General features: G+C 62.6%; 17 protein-coding genes and 1 pseudogene. 4 read left to right on the forward strand and 14 right to left on the reverse strand.

The features are described from left to right. Positions 1-27: 27 nt before the first annotated feature. From era to M727_RS36225, 7 genes and pseudogenes are all read right to left on the reverse strand, one after another. On the reverse strand, positions 28-960 hold the full coding sequence (era, locus tag M727_RS0110910; protein ID WP_027152723.1) for a GTPase Era: 933 nt from the start codon (positions 958-960) through the stop codon (positions 28-30). Then, positions 957-1,682, reverse strand: coding sequence for a ribonuclease III (rnc, locus tag M727_RS0110915; protein WP_027152724.1), 726 nt, complete (start codon positions 1,680-1,682; stop codon positions 957-959). Before rnc ends, era begins: the two co-directional genes overlap by 4 nt. Before the next feature lie 3 nt (positions 1,683-1,685). Continuing rightward, positions 1,686-2,435 (reverse strand): signal peptidase I, encoded by a 750-nt coding sequence (gene lepB / locus M727_RS0110920; protein ID WP_027152725.1) that lies wholly within the window; start codon positions 2,433-2,435, stop codon positions 1,686-1,688. A 77-nt stretch (positions 2,436-2,512) separates the two neighbouring features. After that, positions 2,513-2,926, reverse strand: a complete 414-nt coding sequence (acpS, locus tag M727_RS0110925; RefSeq protein WP_027152726.1) for a holo-ACP synthase — start codon at positions 2,924-2,926, stop codon at positions 2,513-2,515. 32 nt (positions 2,927-2,958) lie between these two features. Further along, positions 2,959-3,060 (reverse strand): annotated as a pseudogene (locus M727_RS43000) (DUF2062 domain-containing protein); the annotation flags it as partial. A 230-nt stretch (positions 3,061-3,290) separates the two neighbouring features. Further along, the gene (locus M727_RS0110930; RefSeq protein ID WP_084646694.1) at positions 3,291-3,905 is read right to left on the reverse strand and encodes a putative glycolipid-binding domain-containing protein; all 615 of its coding nucleotides are present in this window, start codon (positions 3,903-3,905) and stop codon (positions 3,291-3,293) included. Continuing rightward, the gene (locus M727_RS36225; protein WP_051505588.1) at positions 3,883-4,428 is read right to left on the reverse strand and encodes a DUF417 family protein; all 546 of its coding nucleotides are present in this window, start codon (positions 4,426-4,428) and stop codon (positions 3,883-3,885) included. Before M727_RS36225 ends, M727_RS0110930 begins: the two co-directional genes overlap by 23 nt. 82 nt (positions 4,429-4,510) lie before the next feature. Between M727_RS36225 and M727_RS0110940 the strand changes: the two genes are divergently transcribed. Beyond that, positions 4,511-5,014: a MarR family transcriptional regulator gene (locus M727_RS0110940; protein ID WP_051505589.1), complete on the forward strand. Its 504-nt coding sequence runs from the start codon at positions 4,511-4,513 to the stop codon at positions 5,012-5,014. 117 nt (positions 5,015-5,131) lie between these two features. Here the strand turns inward: M727_RS0110940 and M727_RS0110945 are convergent, their stop codons facing one another. The 4 genes from M727_RS0110945 to rpoZ form a co-directional block, all read right to left on the reverse strand. Next, on the reverse strand, positions 5,132-5,512 hold the full coding sequence (locus M727_RS0110945) for a VOC family protein (RefSeq protein WP_027152729.1): 381 nt from the start codon (positions 5,510-5,512) through the stop codon (positions 5,132-5,134). 113 nt (positions 5,513-5,625) lie between these two features. After that, positions 5,626-6,204 carry an orotate phosphoribosyltransferase gene (gene pyrE / locus M727_RS0110950; RefSeq protein ID WP_027152730.1) on the reverse strand — a complete coding sequence of 193 codons (579 nt, stop codon included), beginning with the start codon at positions 6,202-6,204 and terminating at the stop codon, positions 5,626-5,628. A 142-nt stretch (positions 6,205-6,346) separates the two neighbouring features. Next, positions 6,347-8,575: a bifunctional (p)ppGpp synthetase/guanosine-3',5'-bis(diphosphate) 3'-pyrophosphohydrolase gene (locus M727_RS0110955; RefSeq protein ID WP_027152731.1), complete on the reverse strand. Its 2,229-nt coding sequence runs from the start codon at positions 8,573-8,575 to the stop codon at positions 6,347-6,349. Positions 8,576-8,686: 111 nt separating this feature from the next. Next, positions 8,687-9,088 carry a DNA-directed RNA polymerase subunit omega gene (rpoZ, locus tag M727_RS0110960; protein ID WP_023800772.1) on the reverse strand — a complete coding sequence of 134 codons (402 nt, stop codon included), beginning with the start codon at positions 9,086-9,088 and terminating at the stop codon, positions 8,687-8,689. 320 nt (positions 9,089-9,408) lie between these two features. On the opposite strand from rpoZ, the gene M727_RS0110965 reads away from it, so the two are divergent. Both M727_RS0110965 and M727_RS0110970 read left to right on the forward strand, forming a co-directional pair. Continuing rightward, a complete protein-coding gene (locus tag M727_RS0110965) occupies positions 9,409-9,990 on the forward strand; it encodes an NYN domain-containing protein (RefSeq protein ID WP_027152732.1) in 582 nt (193 codons plus the stop codon). Further along, positions 9,987-10,664 carry a uracil-DNA glycosylase gene (locus M727_RS0110970; protein ID WP_236371712.1) on the forward strand — a complete coding sequence of 226 codons (678 nt, stop codon included), beginning with the start codon at positions 9,987-9,989 and terminating at the stop codon, positions 10,662-10,664. The genes M727_RS0110965 and M727_RS0110970 overlap by 4 nt, the downstream gene beginning before the upstream one ends. Here the strand turns inward: M727_RS0110970 and M727_RS0110975 are convergent. The 3 genes from M727_RS0110975 to dapA all read right to left on the reverse strand — a co-directional run bounded on the left by M727_RS0110975 (position 10,633) and on the right by dapA (position 12,995). Then, entirely contained in the window at positions 10,633-11,376 is a 744-nt protein-coding gene (locus M727_RS0110975; RefSeq protein ID WP_027152733.1) for a GH25 family lysozyme, read from the reverse strand. The two genes, M727_RS0110970 and M727_RS0110975, sit on opposite strands and share 32 nt — an antisense overlap. Positions 11,377-11,482: 106 nt before the next feature. Beyond that, positions 11,483-11,962, reverse strand: coding sequence for an SsrA-binding protein SmpB (gene smpB / locus M727_RS0110980; protein ID WP_027152734.1), 480 nt, complete (start codon positions 11,960-11,962; stop codon positions 11,483-11,485). Between the two features lie 151 nt (positions 11,963-12,113). Then, positions 12,114-12,995, reverse strand: coding sequence for a 4-hydroxy-tetrahydrodipicolinate synthase (dapA, locus tag M727_RS0110985; protein ID WP_027152735.1), 882 nt, complete (start codon positions 12,993-12,995; stop codon positions 12,114-12,116). Between the two features lie 333 nt (positions 12,996-13,328). On the opposite strand from dapA, the gene M727_RS0110995 reads away from it, so the two are divergent. Further along, positions 13,329-15,383: a lytic transglycosylase domain-containing protein gene (locus tag M727_RS0110995; RefSeq protein ID WP_027152736.1), complete on the forward strand. Its 2,055-nt coding sequence runs from the start codon at positions 13,329-13,331 to the stop codon at positions 15,381-15,383. The last annotated feature ends 189 nt before the right edge of the window (positions 15,384-15,572 follow it).

Genomic DNA, 15,572 nt, shown 5'->3' on the forward strand with positions numbered 1-15,572 from the left:
ACCGGCTCCCATTTTCGGGAACATGCTCTAATGCGGAAACTCCAGCCCCATCTCGCGATAGCGCTCGGGGTCGTCGCCCCAGTTCTCGCGCACCTTGACGAACAGGAAAAGATGCACCTTCTGTTCGAGGATACCGGATATCTCCATGCGTGCCGCCTGGCCGATGGCACGGATCGTCTCGCCCTTGTGGCCGAGCACGATCTTCTTCTGGCTGTCACGTTCGACATAGATGGTCTGGTCGATGCGCACCGAGCCGTCCTTCTTCTCTTCCCATTTCTCGGTCTCGATATGGGAGGAATAGGGTAGTTCCTGATGCAGCCTGAGATAGAGCTTTTCGCGAGTGATCTCGGCCGCCAGCTGACGCATCGGCAAGTCGGAGATCTGGTCCTCCGGGTAATACCAGGGGCCGGCAGGCAGGGTTTCCGAGAGATAGTCGAGCACGTCCTTGCAGCCCGACCCGGTTAGCGCCGAGACCATGAAGGTGCGCTTGAAGGGCACTCTTTCATTCGCTGCCGCGGACAGGGCCAGCAGCACCTCGGGCTTGACCCGGTCGACCTTGTTGAGGATCAGCACCATCGGCTGGCGGACATCCTTCAGCCGTTCGAGGATCGCGTCGGCGTCGCCCCTGATGCCGCGCTCGGCGTCGATCAGCAGCAGCACGATGTCGGCGTCCTTGGCGCCGCCCCAGGCGGTCGTCACCATCGCCGTGTCCAACCGCCGCTTCGGCTTGAAGATGCCCGGCGTGTCGACGAAGACGATCTGTGCGTTATTGTGAATGGCGATGCCGCGCACGATGGCGCGCGTCGTCTGCACCTTGTGGGTGACGATCGACACCTTGGCGCCGACCAATTGGTTGACCAGCGTCGATTTTCCCGCATTCGGCGCGCCGATCAGCGCAACGAAGCCAGAGTGCGTGGTGGCGGCTTCTGTTGCCGGCGGGACGTCTTCGGTGGCGGTCATACCGCGCTCCCCTTGTTCAGCCAGACGCCTTCGCGCAACAGCAGTGCAGTAGCGGCGGTTTGCTCGGCCTCGCGCTTAGAGCGCCCGCTGCCGGTCGCCGGCGTATAGGCGCCGACCTTGACTGTGACGGTGAACAGCGGATCGTGGTCCGGTCCCTCGCGGCTGTCAATTATGTAGACCGGCACGGCGCCTGCCGCCTGATGCGCCCACTCCTGCAACTCGGTCTTGGCATCGCGGCGGGCGGCGCCGGTGGCCTGCGAGCGCGGCCGCCAGTATTTGTGGATGAAGGCGCGGACCGCCTCAAGCCCGCCATCGAGATAGAGCACGGCGATCAGCGATTCCAGCGCATCGGCCCTCAGATTGACGCGCTTGCGCCCGTCCAGGCCGCGTACGTCCGAGCCGGCACGGATCAGTTCCGGCAGGCCGATCTCCTCGGCGATCTCCGCCAGCACCTCGGCATTGACCAGCGCGTTGAGCCGGAGCGACAGCTCACCTTCGGCAGCGTCCGGATACGCCGCCAGCAGCATGTCGGCGACGACCAGGCCGAGGACGCGGTCGCCCAGGAATTCGAAACGCTCATAGTCGATGCCGGCATGGCTGCTGCGGGCGCTGGCGTGGGTCAGCGCGCGCTGCAAGCGCTGTCGATCGGCAAAGGCGTGGCCGGTGCGCTCCATGAGCGCTTCGGCGAGCGCGTCGACGGTCAGCCGTTTTGTCGCCACCATGACCTATTTGACGAATTGGAGCAGGCGCGACGCGCGCATCTGCGACGGCCATTTCCAGATTTCGAGCGGGCTGGCGCTGCCGCCGATCGAGAAGAAGATGAGGTTGGCGCGACCGACCAGGTTCTCGTCGGGCACGAAACCGACGGTGAAGCGGCTGTCCGAGGAATTGTCTCTGTTGTCGCCCATCATGAAATAATGGCCGGGCGGCACGTCGAATTCCTGTGTGTTGTCACCGATCGAGTTGGGTATCAGGTCGAGCGTGTCATAGCTAACGCCATTCGGCAATGTCTCGCGATAGACGTCGACCGGCCCGCTCTCCTCGGTGATGTCGCGATTGTCGATCTGCCCGACCTTCTGGCGCTGCACGCCGACGCCGTTGATGAAGAGCTGGCCATCCTTGACCTGGATCTTGTCGCCCGGCAGGCCGACGACGCGCTTGATGTAGTCGACGGAAGGGTCCGGCGGGAACTTGAACACCGCCACGTCGCCGCGCTTCGGCTCGGCGCCCCAGATGCGGCCCGAAAACAGGTCCGGCCCGAACGGCAGCGAATAGCGCGAGAAGCCATAGGACCATTTGGTGACGAAGAGATAGTCGCCTTCGAGCAAGGTCGGCCGCATCGACCCGGACGGGATAGAGAATGGCTGGAAAAGAAGCGTGCGGATGACCAGAGCGAGCAACAGCGCCTGGACGATGACGCTGACGGTTTCGCCAAGCCCGCCGGATTTCTTCTGGGATTTTTCAGCCACGCTCATGTCGTCCTCGATTATGCGTTGGTTGGTATAGAGTCTCGGCGCGCGCTGGGCAACGTCATGCCGGTGGTCAGATGCGATCAATATGGCGCTTCTTCGACGGGCATCGCCTCGATTATCACAAAGGCTTGAGCAAGCGGAAAATCATCGGTGATGGTGAGGTGGATCGCCGCTCTGTGCCCTTCAGGCAGGATCTTGTCCAACTGCGCCGCCGCCCCGCCGGTCAACGCCATGGTCGGCTTGCCGCTGGCCAGATTGACGACGCCCATGTCGCGCCAGAACACCCCTTGCGCCATACCGGTGCCCAGCGCCTTGGCGCATGCCTCCTTGGCAGCAAAGCGCTTGGCATAAGAGGCGGCGCGGGCGCCGCGGTTTTCGGAGCGGGCCTGTTCGACCTCGGTGTAGATACGCTGGATGAAGCGCTGGCCATGGCGCTCCAGCGATTTTTCGATGCGTCTGATATCGATCAGGTCGCTGCCGATGCCAATGATCATTGAGCGGGAACTTCCCGTCCGGCCGTTCCAGCTCTGTTCGTCAGGCGCATGGAGCGCGAGAAAGAGCGGCGTGGCCATACGTAGGTGCGCACCCGCTCGAGAAGACCATCAGGCTTGCGTCGTCGAAAAAGCACTCTGTCCCTGTCCTGATCCAATACGCCGGCCCCGGCCACCCGGTAGCGGGTCTTCAAGCACGCCGGAAGGCAATCAAGGCTTCGATATAGCGACACCCAAGTCCCAAGACAACGAATCGCTGCCGCGATGGTCTGCCACAGGAGGTAACCAAATGCGACGGGTTCGCCTTACCCCGAAGCAGCAAGTTGCATGGATGTCAGCTTGCGAGCGCCAAGCTTCAGCCGCAATCCTATAGTGCACGGCCGGCGTTGCCGGTCTCGAAAACCCAGCCGTCGGGGTAATCTTGAGCAAAGCCAGCCTCGGGAATGAGCAGCGTAGCACGGTATGGCACTGTGGGAGCCTCGTAGATGTACTCGGTCTCACTCACACGATGGTAGGTTTGCGGCAGAACAACCAAACTCGACACGCCAGCCACCAGCCAGGCCACCGGAAAATCCGCCTTGTCGCCGACCTTCAGGTTCATTCTGCGAATTTGTTGCAGGTTCGTCGCCGGCGTAAAGCTGTAGTCCAGATCCACCATCGACTGAACCGCCGGCTGCCGCTGCCCATTGACAGTCCAGCCGGTCTCGTTGCGGATGCCGGTCTCGTTGCGGATTATTGTGAGATCAACTGACTGGGAACCGATGAACCCGCGAACGCTGCCGGATTTGGTCGTCCAATCTTCGGCCAGTTGCACAGTGTAGTCCAAACGTGCCGGGCCCGCATCCGACAGGTATACAGCGGCTCCATTCAAGTGCCAGCCGAGGTCTGTCTGGGTTAGCTGCACGACATCGTGCCCTGGTTCGTCCGTCCTGCGCCAGATAGCGAGTAGAGACATGCTCTCACCTCTCGATTCGTTGTTCATCACCACGATCAATTTTTCGGCCGAGGTCGGATACGAGTTGCTGAAGGCTGCCCCCCAATATGACCAGGCTCACTCCGAGCAAGGCGACATCCTTGATCAGAAAGGCACCTAACCCGTTGAGGAAAGGAAACCCTCCGGATCCCGTTTCCCAGATCGGCAGGGTGATCATTGTCGAGGATGTCAGCGCAAAGATGACTGAACCGATGGCACCCCCCACGAGGCCAGCCCAGACGCTACGGACAGATGCTATCAGCAGAAGCGCTGTGAGCAGTTCGACCACGCCCAGGAAGTAGGAGGCTCCCGCAAACCCGAGTGCGGGATAGAGCCATGCCAGCCAAGGCGTATTCTCGACGAATGGCCTAAGTGCCTCGATCTCGATTGCGGTGAATTTCAAAATGCCGATCAACAGCAGAGGAAGCACCACCCCCAAAAGGGTTACCGCGCGACCGACGGCAGCAAGGTGGTAGCCAGCTTGATTGATGCGCGCCACGAACGGAGCGTTGGCGGTTGCGGAGGTAAACATGGCCTTCTCCTTTCGTTTGTATGCTCAAAGCATATAATAATTCGACCTTGATGTATATGCTCCGAGCATATATTTTTTGGTGATGACCGATTCCAGGATTGAAAATGTGATTGGCGCCCTTGCGCTCGCCTTTGCGGACACGTTGCAGCGGGACGCTCAGGCCAAAGCACCGGAGCCCGGCCCAGCGGCTTCCGCGATCACCCTCATTGGCCACGTACCGGGCCTGTCGATCGAGAGGCTGCGCCGCGCATTGTCACTGTCCCATTCGGGCACCGTCAGACTGGTCGATCGACTGGTCGCGGAGGGATTGGCGGCTCGGTTCTCGGCGCCTGACGACCATCGCGCGGTAGCGCTAAGGCTCACTCCTTTGGGCGAGACGACCTGCAGTGCTATTCTTTCTGCTCGCCAGAAAGGGCTCGCGTCAGCGCTTGCTGTTCTGACTTCGGAGGAATTGCAGGAATTCGGTAATCTTGCCGCCAAGCTGTTGCGTGGGCTCGTCAGCACCGAGGACCATGCATACCGTATTTGCCGGCTCTGCAACTATACCGCTTGCCTCGACTGCCCTGTGGAAGCGGAACTGGCCTGAGCTGTGGCTTTGGCAAACTAAAGCGCGTCGCACCTAGACGATGGCTGCGGCAGGCGTGAACACGGTTGCCCGCAAGCCGACCTTGCCAATGCACTTCGTTCTCGCCGAAAATCCCGGTTACCTGTTGTACCAGCTGATCTCGACGAGATTGCCGTCCGGATCGCGGAAATAGACCGACATCATCGGGCCACGGGCTCCGATCCGCTCGACCGGCCCGACTTCGACCGCAACGCCGTTGGCAGCCAGGCTGGCGCATACCTCTGCGAGCGGGCGCGCGGCGACCAGGCAAAAATCCGCGGAGCCCGGCGTCGGCGCCTTGGCCTTCGGCTCGAAAGTGTGGCCTGCCTCATGCACATTGATCTTTTGCGTTCCAAACAGCAGCGCCGTCGGCCGGTCCGGCTCGTCGAGGCGATTGAAGCCGAGCACGCGCTGATAGAAGGCGCAGGTGTCCTCGACGGAGCTAACCGTCAGCACGAAATGATCGATACCGGCAATCAACGTAGCGCCTCAGTTAATGTTTGTTTTGGCAGGTCGTGTCCCCAAACCGCTGCGCACCCTCGGTTCAAGCCCCGGTTCAAGCCCAAGGAGGGCATGCTTTTGGGCGACATGCCTTATATGTTGCGGCTGCCCGGCTTGACCGGCGGTATGGCGGCAAGCTCGGGCGGCAGCCTGTCGGCCGGGTAGGCCGGAACCTCATATTCGGCTAGCGCGATCAGCGGCACGCCGACATCGGTCTTGCCGGCCGAGCGGTCGATGATGCAGGCAGCGGCAACCACCTCGGCGCCAAGCGCGCGCAGGCAGTCGATGGTCTCGCGGATCGACAGGCCGGTGGTGACGATGTCCTCGACGATGACGACGCGCGACCCGCTGGCGATCTCGAAGCGGCGGAGCCTGAACTCGCCCCCTTCCCGCTCGACCCAGATCGCCGGTGCGCCAAGATGGCGCGAGGTCTCGTAAGCCGGGATCAGCCCGCCGATCGCCGGGCCGACGACGTAATCGATCCTGCCGGACACAGCAGCGCGGATTTTTTGGGCGAGCGCCTTGCACAGGCGCTCGGTCTTGTCGGCATGCATGAAGACCCGCGCCTTCTGCAGGAAGACCGGGCTACGCAAACCCGAAGTCAGGATGAAATGCCCCTCGAGAACGGCACCGGCCTCACGGAAAACGCCCAGCACTTCGTCGGTGTTCATTGTTCGCTCCGTCCATGGTGAATGGTGAATAGTGAATGGTGAGTAGTCAGTAGTCAGTAGTCGGCAGTAAGAGCTCCCTTCTTTCACTATTCACTATTCACTATTCACTATCCACTACTCACTACTCTCACCATTCACCCATTCACCCATTCACGCGCCGTGCATCGCTGACGCTCGAATTGTCCTTGAGCTGCGACAGCAGCCGGTTCAGGTGCTTCAGGTCCCAGACTTCGAGATCGATCAGCATTTCGGTGAAATCAGGCGCGGTGCGCACCATCGACAATGTATGGATGTTGGCATCGTTGGATGCAACGACCTGCGCGATGTCGGCCAGCGAGCCCGGCGCGTTGATGGCGGTGACCGAGACGCGCGCCGGAAACCGCTCCTTGGTGCGCTCGTCAATGTCCCAGCGCACGTCGATCCAGCGTTCTGGCTGGTCGTCGAAGGCCTGCAGCGCCGGCGACTGGATCGGATAGATGGTGATGCCGGTCCCCGGCTGCACGATGCCGACGATGCGGTCGCCGGGCACGGCACCTTCCGGCGCGAAGCGCACCGGCAGGTCGCCGCGCACGCCGCGGATCGGTACGGCGCCGTCCCTTGGCTGATCCTTGTCCTTGCGTGCGGCGCGGCCCGGAATCTGGAACAGCATGCCGGCGGCGTTGCGGATCTTCGACCAGCCCTCCTCGCGCTGCTTGGGTGCGGCCAGCGTGACGCGCTCGTCCTTGTAGTCGGGAAACACCGCCTTCATCACATCGGTGGAGGCAAGTTCGCCGCGGCCGACAGAGGCCAGCACATCCTCGATGTCCTTGCGTGCCAGCCGATGCAGCACCGACTTCAGGCTTTCCTTGGTGAAGGTCTTGCCGGACCGTTCGAAGGCGCGTTCCAGAATGCGGATGCCGAGACCCGAATACTGCTTGCGGATGGCATTCTTGGTAGCGCGGCGGATCGCCGAGCGCGCCTTGCCGGTGACGACGACCGATTCCCACGCCGCCGGCGGCACCTGCGCCTTGGAGCGGATGATCTCGACCTCGTCGCCATTCTTCAGCTCGGTCATCAGCGGCATGATGCGGCCGTTGACCTTGGCGCCAACGCAGGTGTCGCCGACATCGGTGTGCACGGCGTAGGCGAAATCGATCGGCGTCGCGCCGCGCGGCAGCGCGATCAGCATGCCCTTGGGCGTGAAGCAGAAAACCTGGTCCTGGAACAGCTCCAGCTTGGTGTTTTCGAGGAAGTCCTCGGGATTGTCGCCTTCGGCAAGCTGCTCGATGGTGCGCCGCAGCCAGGCATAGGCGTTGGTCTCCTTCGAGATCGCATGGGCAGTGCCGTTCACCTTGCCGCCGCTGTCCTTGTAGATCGAATGCGCGGCAACGCCATATTCGGCGATCTTGTTCATCTGATAGGTGCGGATCTGCAGCTCGACGCGCTGCCGCGACGGTCCGACGATGGTGGTGTGGATCGAACGGTAGTCGTTCTGCTTCGGGGTCGAGATGTAGTCCTTGAAGCGGCCGGGCACCATCGACCATGTCGTGTGGATGGCGCCGAGCGCCCGGTAGCAGTCCTCGACGGTATCGACGACGACGCGAAAGCCGAAAATGTCTGACAGCTGCTCGAAGGACAGCGCCTTGGCCTCCATCTTGCGGAACACCGACCACGGCTTCTTCTGACGGCTCTTGACCTCGGCCTTGATCGCATATTTGTCGAACAGCGTGGACAGCGCCTTCTCGATCTCGGACAGCACATCCTTGTTGCGCTCGAAGATTTCGGCGAGCCGCGCGGTGACGGCGCGGTAGGCTTCGGGATTGATGAAGCGGAAGGCGATCTCCTCGAGCTCCTCGCGCATGCCTTGCATGCCCATGCGCCCGGCCAACGGCGCATAGATATCCATCGTTTCCTCGGCGATACGCAGGCGCTTGGCTTCGGGCACATGGTCGAGCGTGCGCATGTTGTGCAAGCGGTCGGCAAGCTTGACCAGAAGCACGCGAACGTCTTCCGATATCGCCAGCAACAGCTTGCGCAGGTTTTCCGCCTGCTCGGCCTTCTTGGAGACGAGGTCGAGTTTCTTCAGCTTGGTCAGGCCTTCGACCAGCTTGCCCATTTCCGGACCGAACAGCTCGTCGATCTCGGCCCTGGTCGCCGTTGTGTCCTCGATCGTGTCGTGCAGCAAGGCAACCGCGATGGTCGCCTCATCCATGTGCATTTCGGTGAGGATGGCGGCGACTTCGAGCGGATGCGAGAAATAAGGATCGCCGGAGGCGCGCTTCTGGTGACCATGCTTCTGCATGGCGTAGACATAGGCCTTGTTAAGCAGCGCCTCGTTGACGTCAGGCTTGTAGCGCTGGACGCGCTCGACAAGCTCATACTGACGCATCATGGGCGGGATCTCGCAGTGCTGAAATGAATCATGCGCCGCACTGGCGTACGGCGCATGTCATAGATAACCACGAAACCGCCGGCGCGAAAGTGTCGGCGGCCGGTGGGAAGATTAATAATCGTCGCTTTTTTCCGGCGGCACCAGACCTTCGATGCCGGCCAGGAGGTCTTCCTCGGTCATGCGGTCGAAGGTGATGTTGTCCTCGGTGTCGTCGGCGTCGGTTGCCGCAGCGGCGGTGCCGGTCTGGTCGGCGATCGCCTCGCCGTCGGCTTCCGGCTCGTCGACCTCGACATGCTTCTGCAGCGAGTGGATCAGGTCTTCCTTGAGGTCGTCGGGCGACAATGTCTCCTCGGCGATCTCGCGCAGCGCGATGACCGGATTCTTGTCGTTGTCACGAGGAACGGTGATCTGCGCGCCCTGGCTGATCTGACGGGCGCGGTGGCCGGCCAGAAGCACAAGCTCGAAGCGGTTGTTGACCTTGTCGATGCAATCTTCAACGGTTACGCGGGCCATGAGCTGCCCCTTTCATGCCTGGATTTGATGGAAAACAGGCGCGGTCCATAACCCGAACGCTGCCAAAATACAAGCTTCTTGGCAATGCCGACCCGGGGCCTGGACCCTGGGCCTGGGTCCGGGGCCTAGGCAAGGCAATCTGGGCGCGCGCCGCCTGCGACATGCGGCACCGATCACAATTGCTTGCTATGCAGCATCATACCCTTGGATTGCCGTAAAACCGGCGTTATCTCGAATGACGAAGGTCAGCCGGTTATTTCAAGCCGACCGATAGTCACGCGCATTTAGACGACCGCTTATTTTCGAAAAGGAATATTTCCATGTTCGACCCTCGTGAGAAAATCGCTCTTTTCATCGACGGTGCCAATCTTTACGCCACCTCGCGTGCGCTCGGCTTCGACATCGACTACCGCAGGCTTTTGTCGAACTTCCAGAAGCGCGGCTACCTGCTGCGTGCCTACTACTATACCGCGCTGGTCGAGGATCAGGAATATTCCTCGATCCGGCCGCTGATCGATTGGCTCGACTATAACGGCTTCAAGGTGGTGACCAAGCCGGCCAAGGAGTTCACCGACTCGACCGGCCGCCGCAAGATCAAGGGCAATATGGACATCGAGCTGACCGTCGATGCACTGGAACTCGCCGATGTCGTCGACCACTATGTCATCTTTTCCGGCGACGGCGATTTCCGCACGCTGGTCGAGGCGCTGCAGCGGCGCGGGCGCAAGGTCTCGATCGTCTCGACCATGGCTTCGCAGCCGCCGATGATTTCCGACGATCTGCGCCGCCAGGCCGATCATTTCATCGACCTGGTGACCTTGAAGAGCGATGTCGGCCGCGATCCGTCCGAGCGGCCGGTGCGCCGGCCCGAACCGGCCGAAGTCGACGAGGACGAGTATTGACGGCGGCGGCCCTGACCGCTCCCCTGGTCGCGTCCTCCGAGCCCGATCGCGATTGCCCGCTCTGCCCGCGGCTGCATGATTTTATCGCGCAATGGCGGCAGCGCGAGCCGTCCTGGTTCAATGCACCGGTGCCAACCTTTCTGCCACCCGAGGGCGAGGATGCGGTGCGGCTGCTGATCGTCGGACTGGCGCCGGGCCTGCGCGGTGCAAACCGCACCGGACGCCCTTTCACCGGCGATTTTGCCGGCGACCTGCTCTACAACACGCTGATCGCACACGGCTTTGCCCGCGGCCAATTCAAGGCGCGGCCCGATGACGGGCTGGAGCTTGTCGGCACGGCGATCACCAATGCAGTTCGCTGCGTGCCGCCGGACAACAAGCCGGCCGGCGCCGAGATCGCCACCTGCCGGACGTTCCTGGTGCCGACGATCGCGCGGTTCAAGAACCTGCGCGCCGTGCTGGCGCTGGGCTCGATCGCGCACCAGTCGACCGTGCGGGCGCTCGGCCAGCGTGTCGCCGCTTATCCGTTCAAGCATGGCGGGCAGCAGCAAACCAATGGCGTGACGCTGTTTTCTAGCTATCATTGCTCGCGCTACAACACCAACACCGGCGTGCTGACGGAAGCAATGTTCGTCAACGTCTTCAGGGAGATAGCGGCGTTTCTGGAGAGATAGATTCGGGCGGTGGCGCAAACAGCTCGGCTAGTTTCTCCGGCCCGCCCTGAAGCACATTCAGATCGACGTCGCCGGTGATGCCGTCGACGCGACCGCTGTCGTGGTACTGCCAATAGATCCAGTCGTCATGACCTGGCTGCAGCGCCAGCGAACGAACCCAGCGCCGGCGGCCGACAATCTGGCCGGCATAGGCCCGTGCCGCGTCGTCGGTCACGTAGAGGATCGCCGTCTTGCCGAAGGCTGCCTCGACAGGGCCGAGGAAAGCCGAGAGTTCAACGCTCAATTCTTCGGGCGATGGCCGCCGCGGGCAATTGCCGACGAATTCGATATCCACCACCGGCGGCAGCAGCGTTTGATCGCGCGGCACGACGGAGATGAAATTCTTCGCCTGATCGGCGCCAGGCCGGCAGAAGGTGAAGAAATGATAGGCGCCGACCGCCAGACCAGCCGCTCGCGCCTCACGCAGATTGGCGGCGAAGGCATCGTCGACGTGGTCGCCGCCTTCAGTTGCCTTGATGATGGCGAAGGCGACATCGTCGGCGGCAACACGCCGCCAGTCGATCTGTCGCTGGTGATGGGAAACGTCGATGCCCCTGACCGGATATTTGCCGCGGTCCGGAGAAAACGGCTGGAAGTAGAAATAGCCGGCGGCCGTGACAAGGCACGCCAGGATCAGGCTGGCCGCACCCCAGAGGACAATCCGGTTCTTCAAAACAGGCCTATCCCTGTTGAACCGCCCTGCCCTGCGCTATGGCTGCGGGCGTTCGTCGCTCGAAAAGCCAAATCGTTGGCTTTTCGTCCGCTTTGCGGACCAGTCCTCACCCACGCTCCTTCAGCAGCCGGCCCTTTTCGCGCGACCAGTCGCGCTGCTTTTCGGTCTCGCGCTTGTCGTGCAATTTCTTGCCGCGGCCGACGGCGAGCAAAAGCTTCGCCCGGCCCTTTTCATTGAAATAGATTTTTAGCGGCACCAGCGTCATGCCTTCGCGATCGACGCTCTGCGACAGCTTGGCCATCTCGCGCTTGTTGAGCAGGAGTTTGCGGCGCCGGCGCGGCTCATGGTTGAAGCGGTTGGCCTGCAGATATTCCGGCAGATAGGAGTTGATCAGCCAGATCTCGCCGCCCTCGACCGAGGCGTAGCTGTCCTGGATGTTGGCCTGGCCCTGGCGCAGCGACTTCACCTCGGTGCCGGTCAGCACCAGGCCGGTCTCGATCGTGTCGAGCACCTCATAGGAAAACCGCGCCTTGCGGTTTTCCGCAACGGTCTTGTTGTTGGGATCGGCTTTTCTGACCTGGTTCATGACGTCTAGAGTCCGTTTCGAAACTCGCTCCTGCGAGTCAGATGATGGTGGCACCGAGAACCGGAGCGGAGCGTACATATAGTACGTGAGCACCGGAAGCGCAGGTGACGCCTTCAGTTGGCCGCAGGAGTAGAGTTTCCAAACGGGCTCGCTAGTTAATCAAGCCGGCGTGCTTCATGGCCGCATCGATCTTCTCGGCGGTCGACGGCTCGACGGTGACCAGCGGCGAACGCAGCACATTCTCGACCTTGCCGAGCTTCGACAGCGCATATTTCGCGCCGGACACGCCGGGTTCCAGGAAGATCGCCTTGTGCAGCGGCAGCAGGCGGTCCTGCAAGTCCAGCGCCTTGGCGTTGTCGCCGGAAAGCGTCGCCTCCTGGAATTCGGCGCACAGCCGCGGCGCGACGTTCGCCGTCACCGAGATGCAGCCGACGCCGCCATGGGCGTTGAAACCGAGCGCCGAGGCATCCTCGCCGGAAAGCTGGATGAAATCCTTGCCGCAGGTGGCGCGCTGCTCGGAAACCCGCTCGACCTTGCCGGTGGCGTCCTTGACGCCGACGATGTTCTTGAAGTCATGCACCAGCTGGCCCATCGTCTCGGGCATCATGTCGATCACCGAGCGCGGCGGAATGTTGTAGATGATGATCGGCAGGCTGGTCGCCTTGGCGACGGCAGCGAAATGCGCATAGAGGCCGCGCTGCGTCGGCCGGTTGTAGTAAGGCGTGACGACGAGTGCCGCGTCGGCGCCCGCCTTCTCGGCATATTGCACCAGGCCAACCGCCTCCTCGGTGTTGTTGGAGCCGGCGCCGGCGACGACCGGAACGCGGCCCTTTACCACCTCGACGCACACTTTGACGACGTGGCGGTGCTCGTCGTGCGACAGCGTCGGCGACTCGCCGGTGGTGCCGACCGGAACCACGCCGGTCGTGCCTTCAGCGATCTGCCAGGCGATGAAGGCGCGAAACGCTTTCTCGTCGAAACGGCCGCTCGTTTCGAACGGTGTCACGAGCGCGGTAAGCGAGCCTCTCAGCATGTCGTCCAACTCCTTGGGACTGGCGCACGAGCCCGAAAATCGGAGCCGATTCACGGAAAGATCATGCGCCAAATTTAAAGTGCCACAGCGTCCCTTGCGCATCCGAGATGACGCGCGGTGCTGCAGGTGTTTTGTCGTGCGCGCCTTCTAGCCGAAAGCGAAGCGGCGCACCATAGTCTCGACATTGTTGCGCGGCAAGCATGACAAGAATGCCAGCAAGCGCAATTTGAACGACTTCGATAGCCCCGTTTACAGGCTCTTCACCACAGCCAACTAGGCTTCAGTTGATCTGTGCCTGTTGGTGATTGTGCAAGACAGGAAATGATGAAGACGATGCCGACCCGGCAGCCTCATTTTTTCGCGCTGCTTGGCGCAATTCTCCTGTTGACGCCGACCCTTGTGGCCGCCGGCAAGGTCGATGCACAGGTCACGTCGACCATTCCGAAGCCAAACCTGCTGGATACCGGCCTGCAGGGTCCGGAATCCCCTCCCGCCAGCGTCGCCAGGCTGAAGAGCGGCCTCGATGCGCTGGCGGCAAACGACATTGCCGGTGCGCGCCAGGTGCGCGACGCCCTGCCGGTCAATTCGCTCGACCAGCACATCCTTGCCTGGGCGATCGCGTTCTATGGCGGCGACAGGGTGCCAAGCGGCGACATCGCCGATGCTGCGAAAATGCTGCCGAACTGGCCGGGCTTGATCGCCTTGCGCAAGAACAGCGAGCGCGCGCTCTACCGCGAGAACCCCGCGCCTGAGATCGTGGTGCAGGCTTTCGGCGGCAGCCAGCCGCAAACAGCCGAGGGCGTGGCGATCCTCGCCCGCTCCTATGTGTCGCAGGGCAACGTCCAGGCGGCGCGCTCGGTGCTGTCGCCTTTCTGGCGCACCGAGAAACTGGAAGCCAGGGACGAGGCGGCGATCATCCAGGAATTCGGCACGCTGATCCCCGCAGCCGACCACCGTTACCGCATGGAGCGCATGTTTTATGCCGACCGGGTCAATTCGGCGCTGCGCGTCGCCGGCCTTGCCGGCGCCCGGCAACTGGCCGACGCCTGGGCCGCGGCGGACAAGGGCGACAAGAATGCGGGCGACAAGAACGCGGCCAGACTGCTGAAGGCGGTGCCCGCCGCGCAGCGTTCGGCCGGCTATCTCTTCGCCCAAGCCCAATATCTGCGCAAGCAGCAGAAGTTTTCCGACGCCGCCGCAATGGTGATGAAGGCGCCGAGCGACCGCAGCGCTCTGATCGACCCGGATGCCTGGTGGGCCGAGCGCCGGGTGCTGTCGCGCGAACTGGTCGACCAGGGCGATATGAAGACCGCCTACAGGATAGTCGCAGCACACGCCGGCGAAACTGCTGCCAACGCGGCGGATGCGGAGTTTCATGCCGGCTGGTACGCGCTGCGCGGCCTCAACGATCCCGCCACCGCTGCCAAGCATTTTGAGCGGATCGCCGGTCTCGCCCAGGGGCCGATATCGCTGTCGCGCGCCTACTATTGGCTCGGCCGTGCCGCCGCGGCCGGCGGCCCCGGCAGCGCCAGGGATTATTTTAGCCGTGCCGCAGGTTACGGCACGACGTTCTACGGCCAGCTCGCCGGTGAGCGCGTCGGCCGGCAGGTCCTCAACATCGCCCATCCGCAGCCGAGCGCCACCGATCACCGGAATTTTTCCAGCCGCGAGGCGGTCAGCGCCATCAGGCGACTGCAGCAGGCGGGCTATCAGCGCTACGCCGACACGCTTTACCGCGACCTCGCCGGACAGTTGAGCAGTCCCGGAGAGCTGGCGCTGCTGGCCGCGATGGCGGAAAAGCAGGGCAATCACTTCCTGGCACTGAAAGTCGGCAAGATCGCCGGCGCGCGCGGCATCGATGTCGGGGCGCTTTCGCATCCGCTCGGCGTCATTCCCGAGACCGCCAATATTTCCGGCTCCGGCAAGGCGCTGGCCTATGCGATCGCCCGCCAGGAAAGCGAATTCAACATCGGCGCCGTCTCCAGCGCCGGCGCACGTGGCCTGCTGCAGCTGATGCCGGCGACCGCCAGGCAATTGGCTGACAAGGCCGGAATGACCTTCTCGCAGGCGCGGCTGACCACCGACGCCGGCTACAACGCGACCTTGGGCGCCGCCTTCCTCGGCGAGCAGCTCGGCCGCTTCGACGGCTCCTATGTGCTGACCTTCGCCGGCTACAATGCCGGCCCCGGCCGCGCCGCCCAGTGGGTGGCCAGATACGGCGACCCGCGCGGCAAGGACATCGACGCCGTCGTCGACTGGATCGAGCGGATTCCCTATACCGAAACAAGAAGTTACGTCCAGCGCGTGATGGAGAATTACGAAGTCTACAAGATGCGTATTTCCGGCAAGTACGACATTGTGGGAGATTTGGTGAACGGGCGGAGTTGATCCGTTCGGGCGAAGGCTGGCTTGGCGAAGCACCCCCCTCCGCCCTGCCGGGCATCTCCCCCTCAAGAGGGGAGATTGGCAGTTACACTGGCGGCGCCTTCCTTATCAGCGTTGGCGATTGGCGAAAGCAAAGGGACAGCCAATCTCCCCCCTTGAGGGGGAGATGTCCGGCAGGACAGAGGGGGGCGC

Origin of the sequence: Mesorhizobium sp. WSM2561 (assembly GCF_000513915.1) — a bacterium.
In the GTDB taxonomy this organism is placed as follows: Bacteria; Pseudomonadota; Alphaproteobacteria; order Rhizobiales; family Rhizobiaceae; genus Mesorhizobium; species Mesorhizobium muleiense.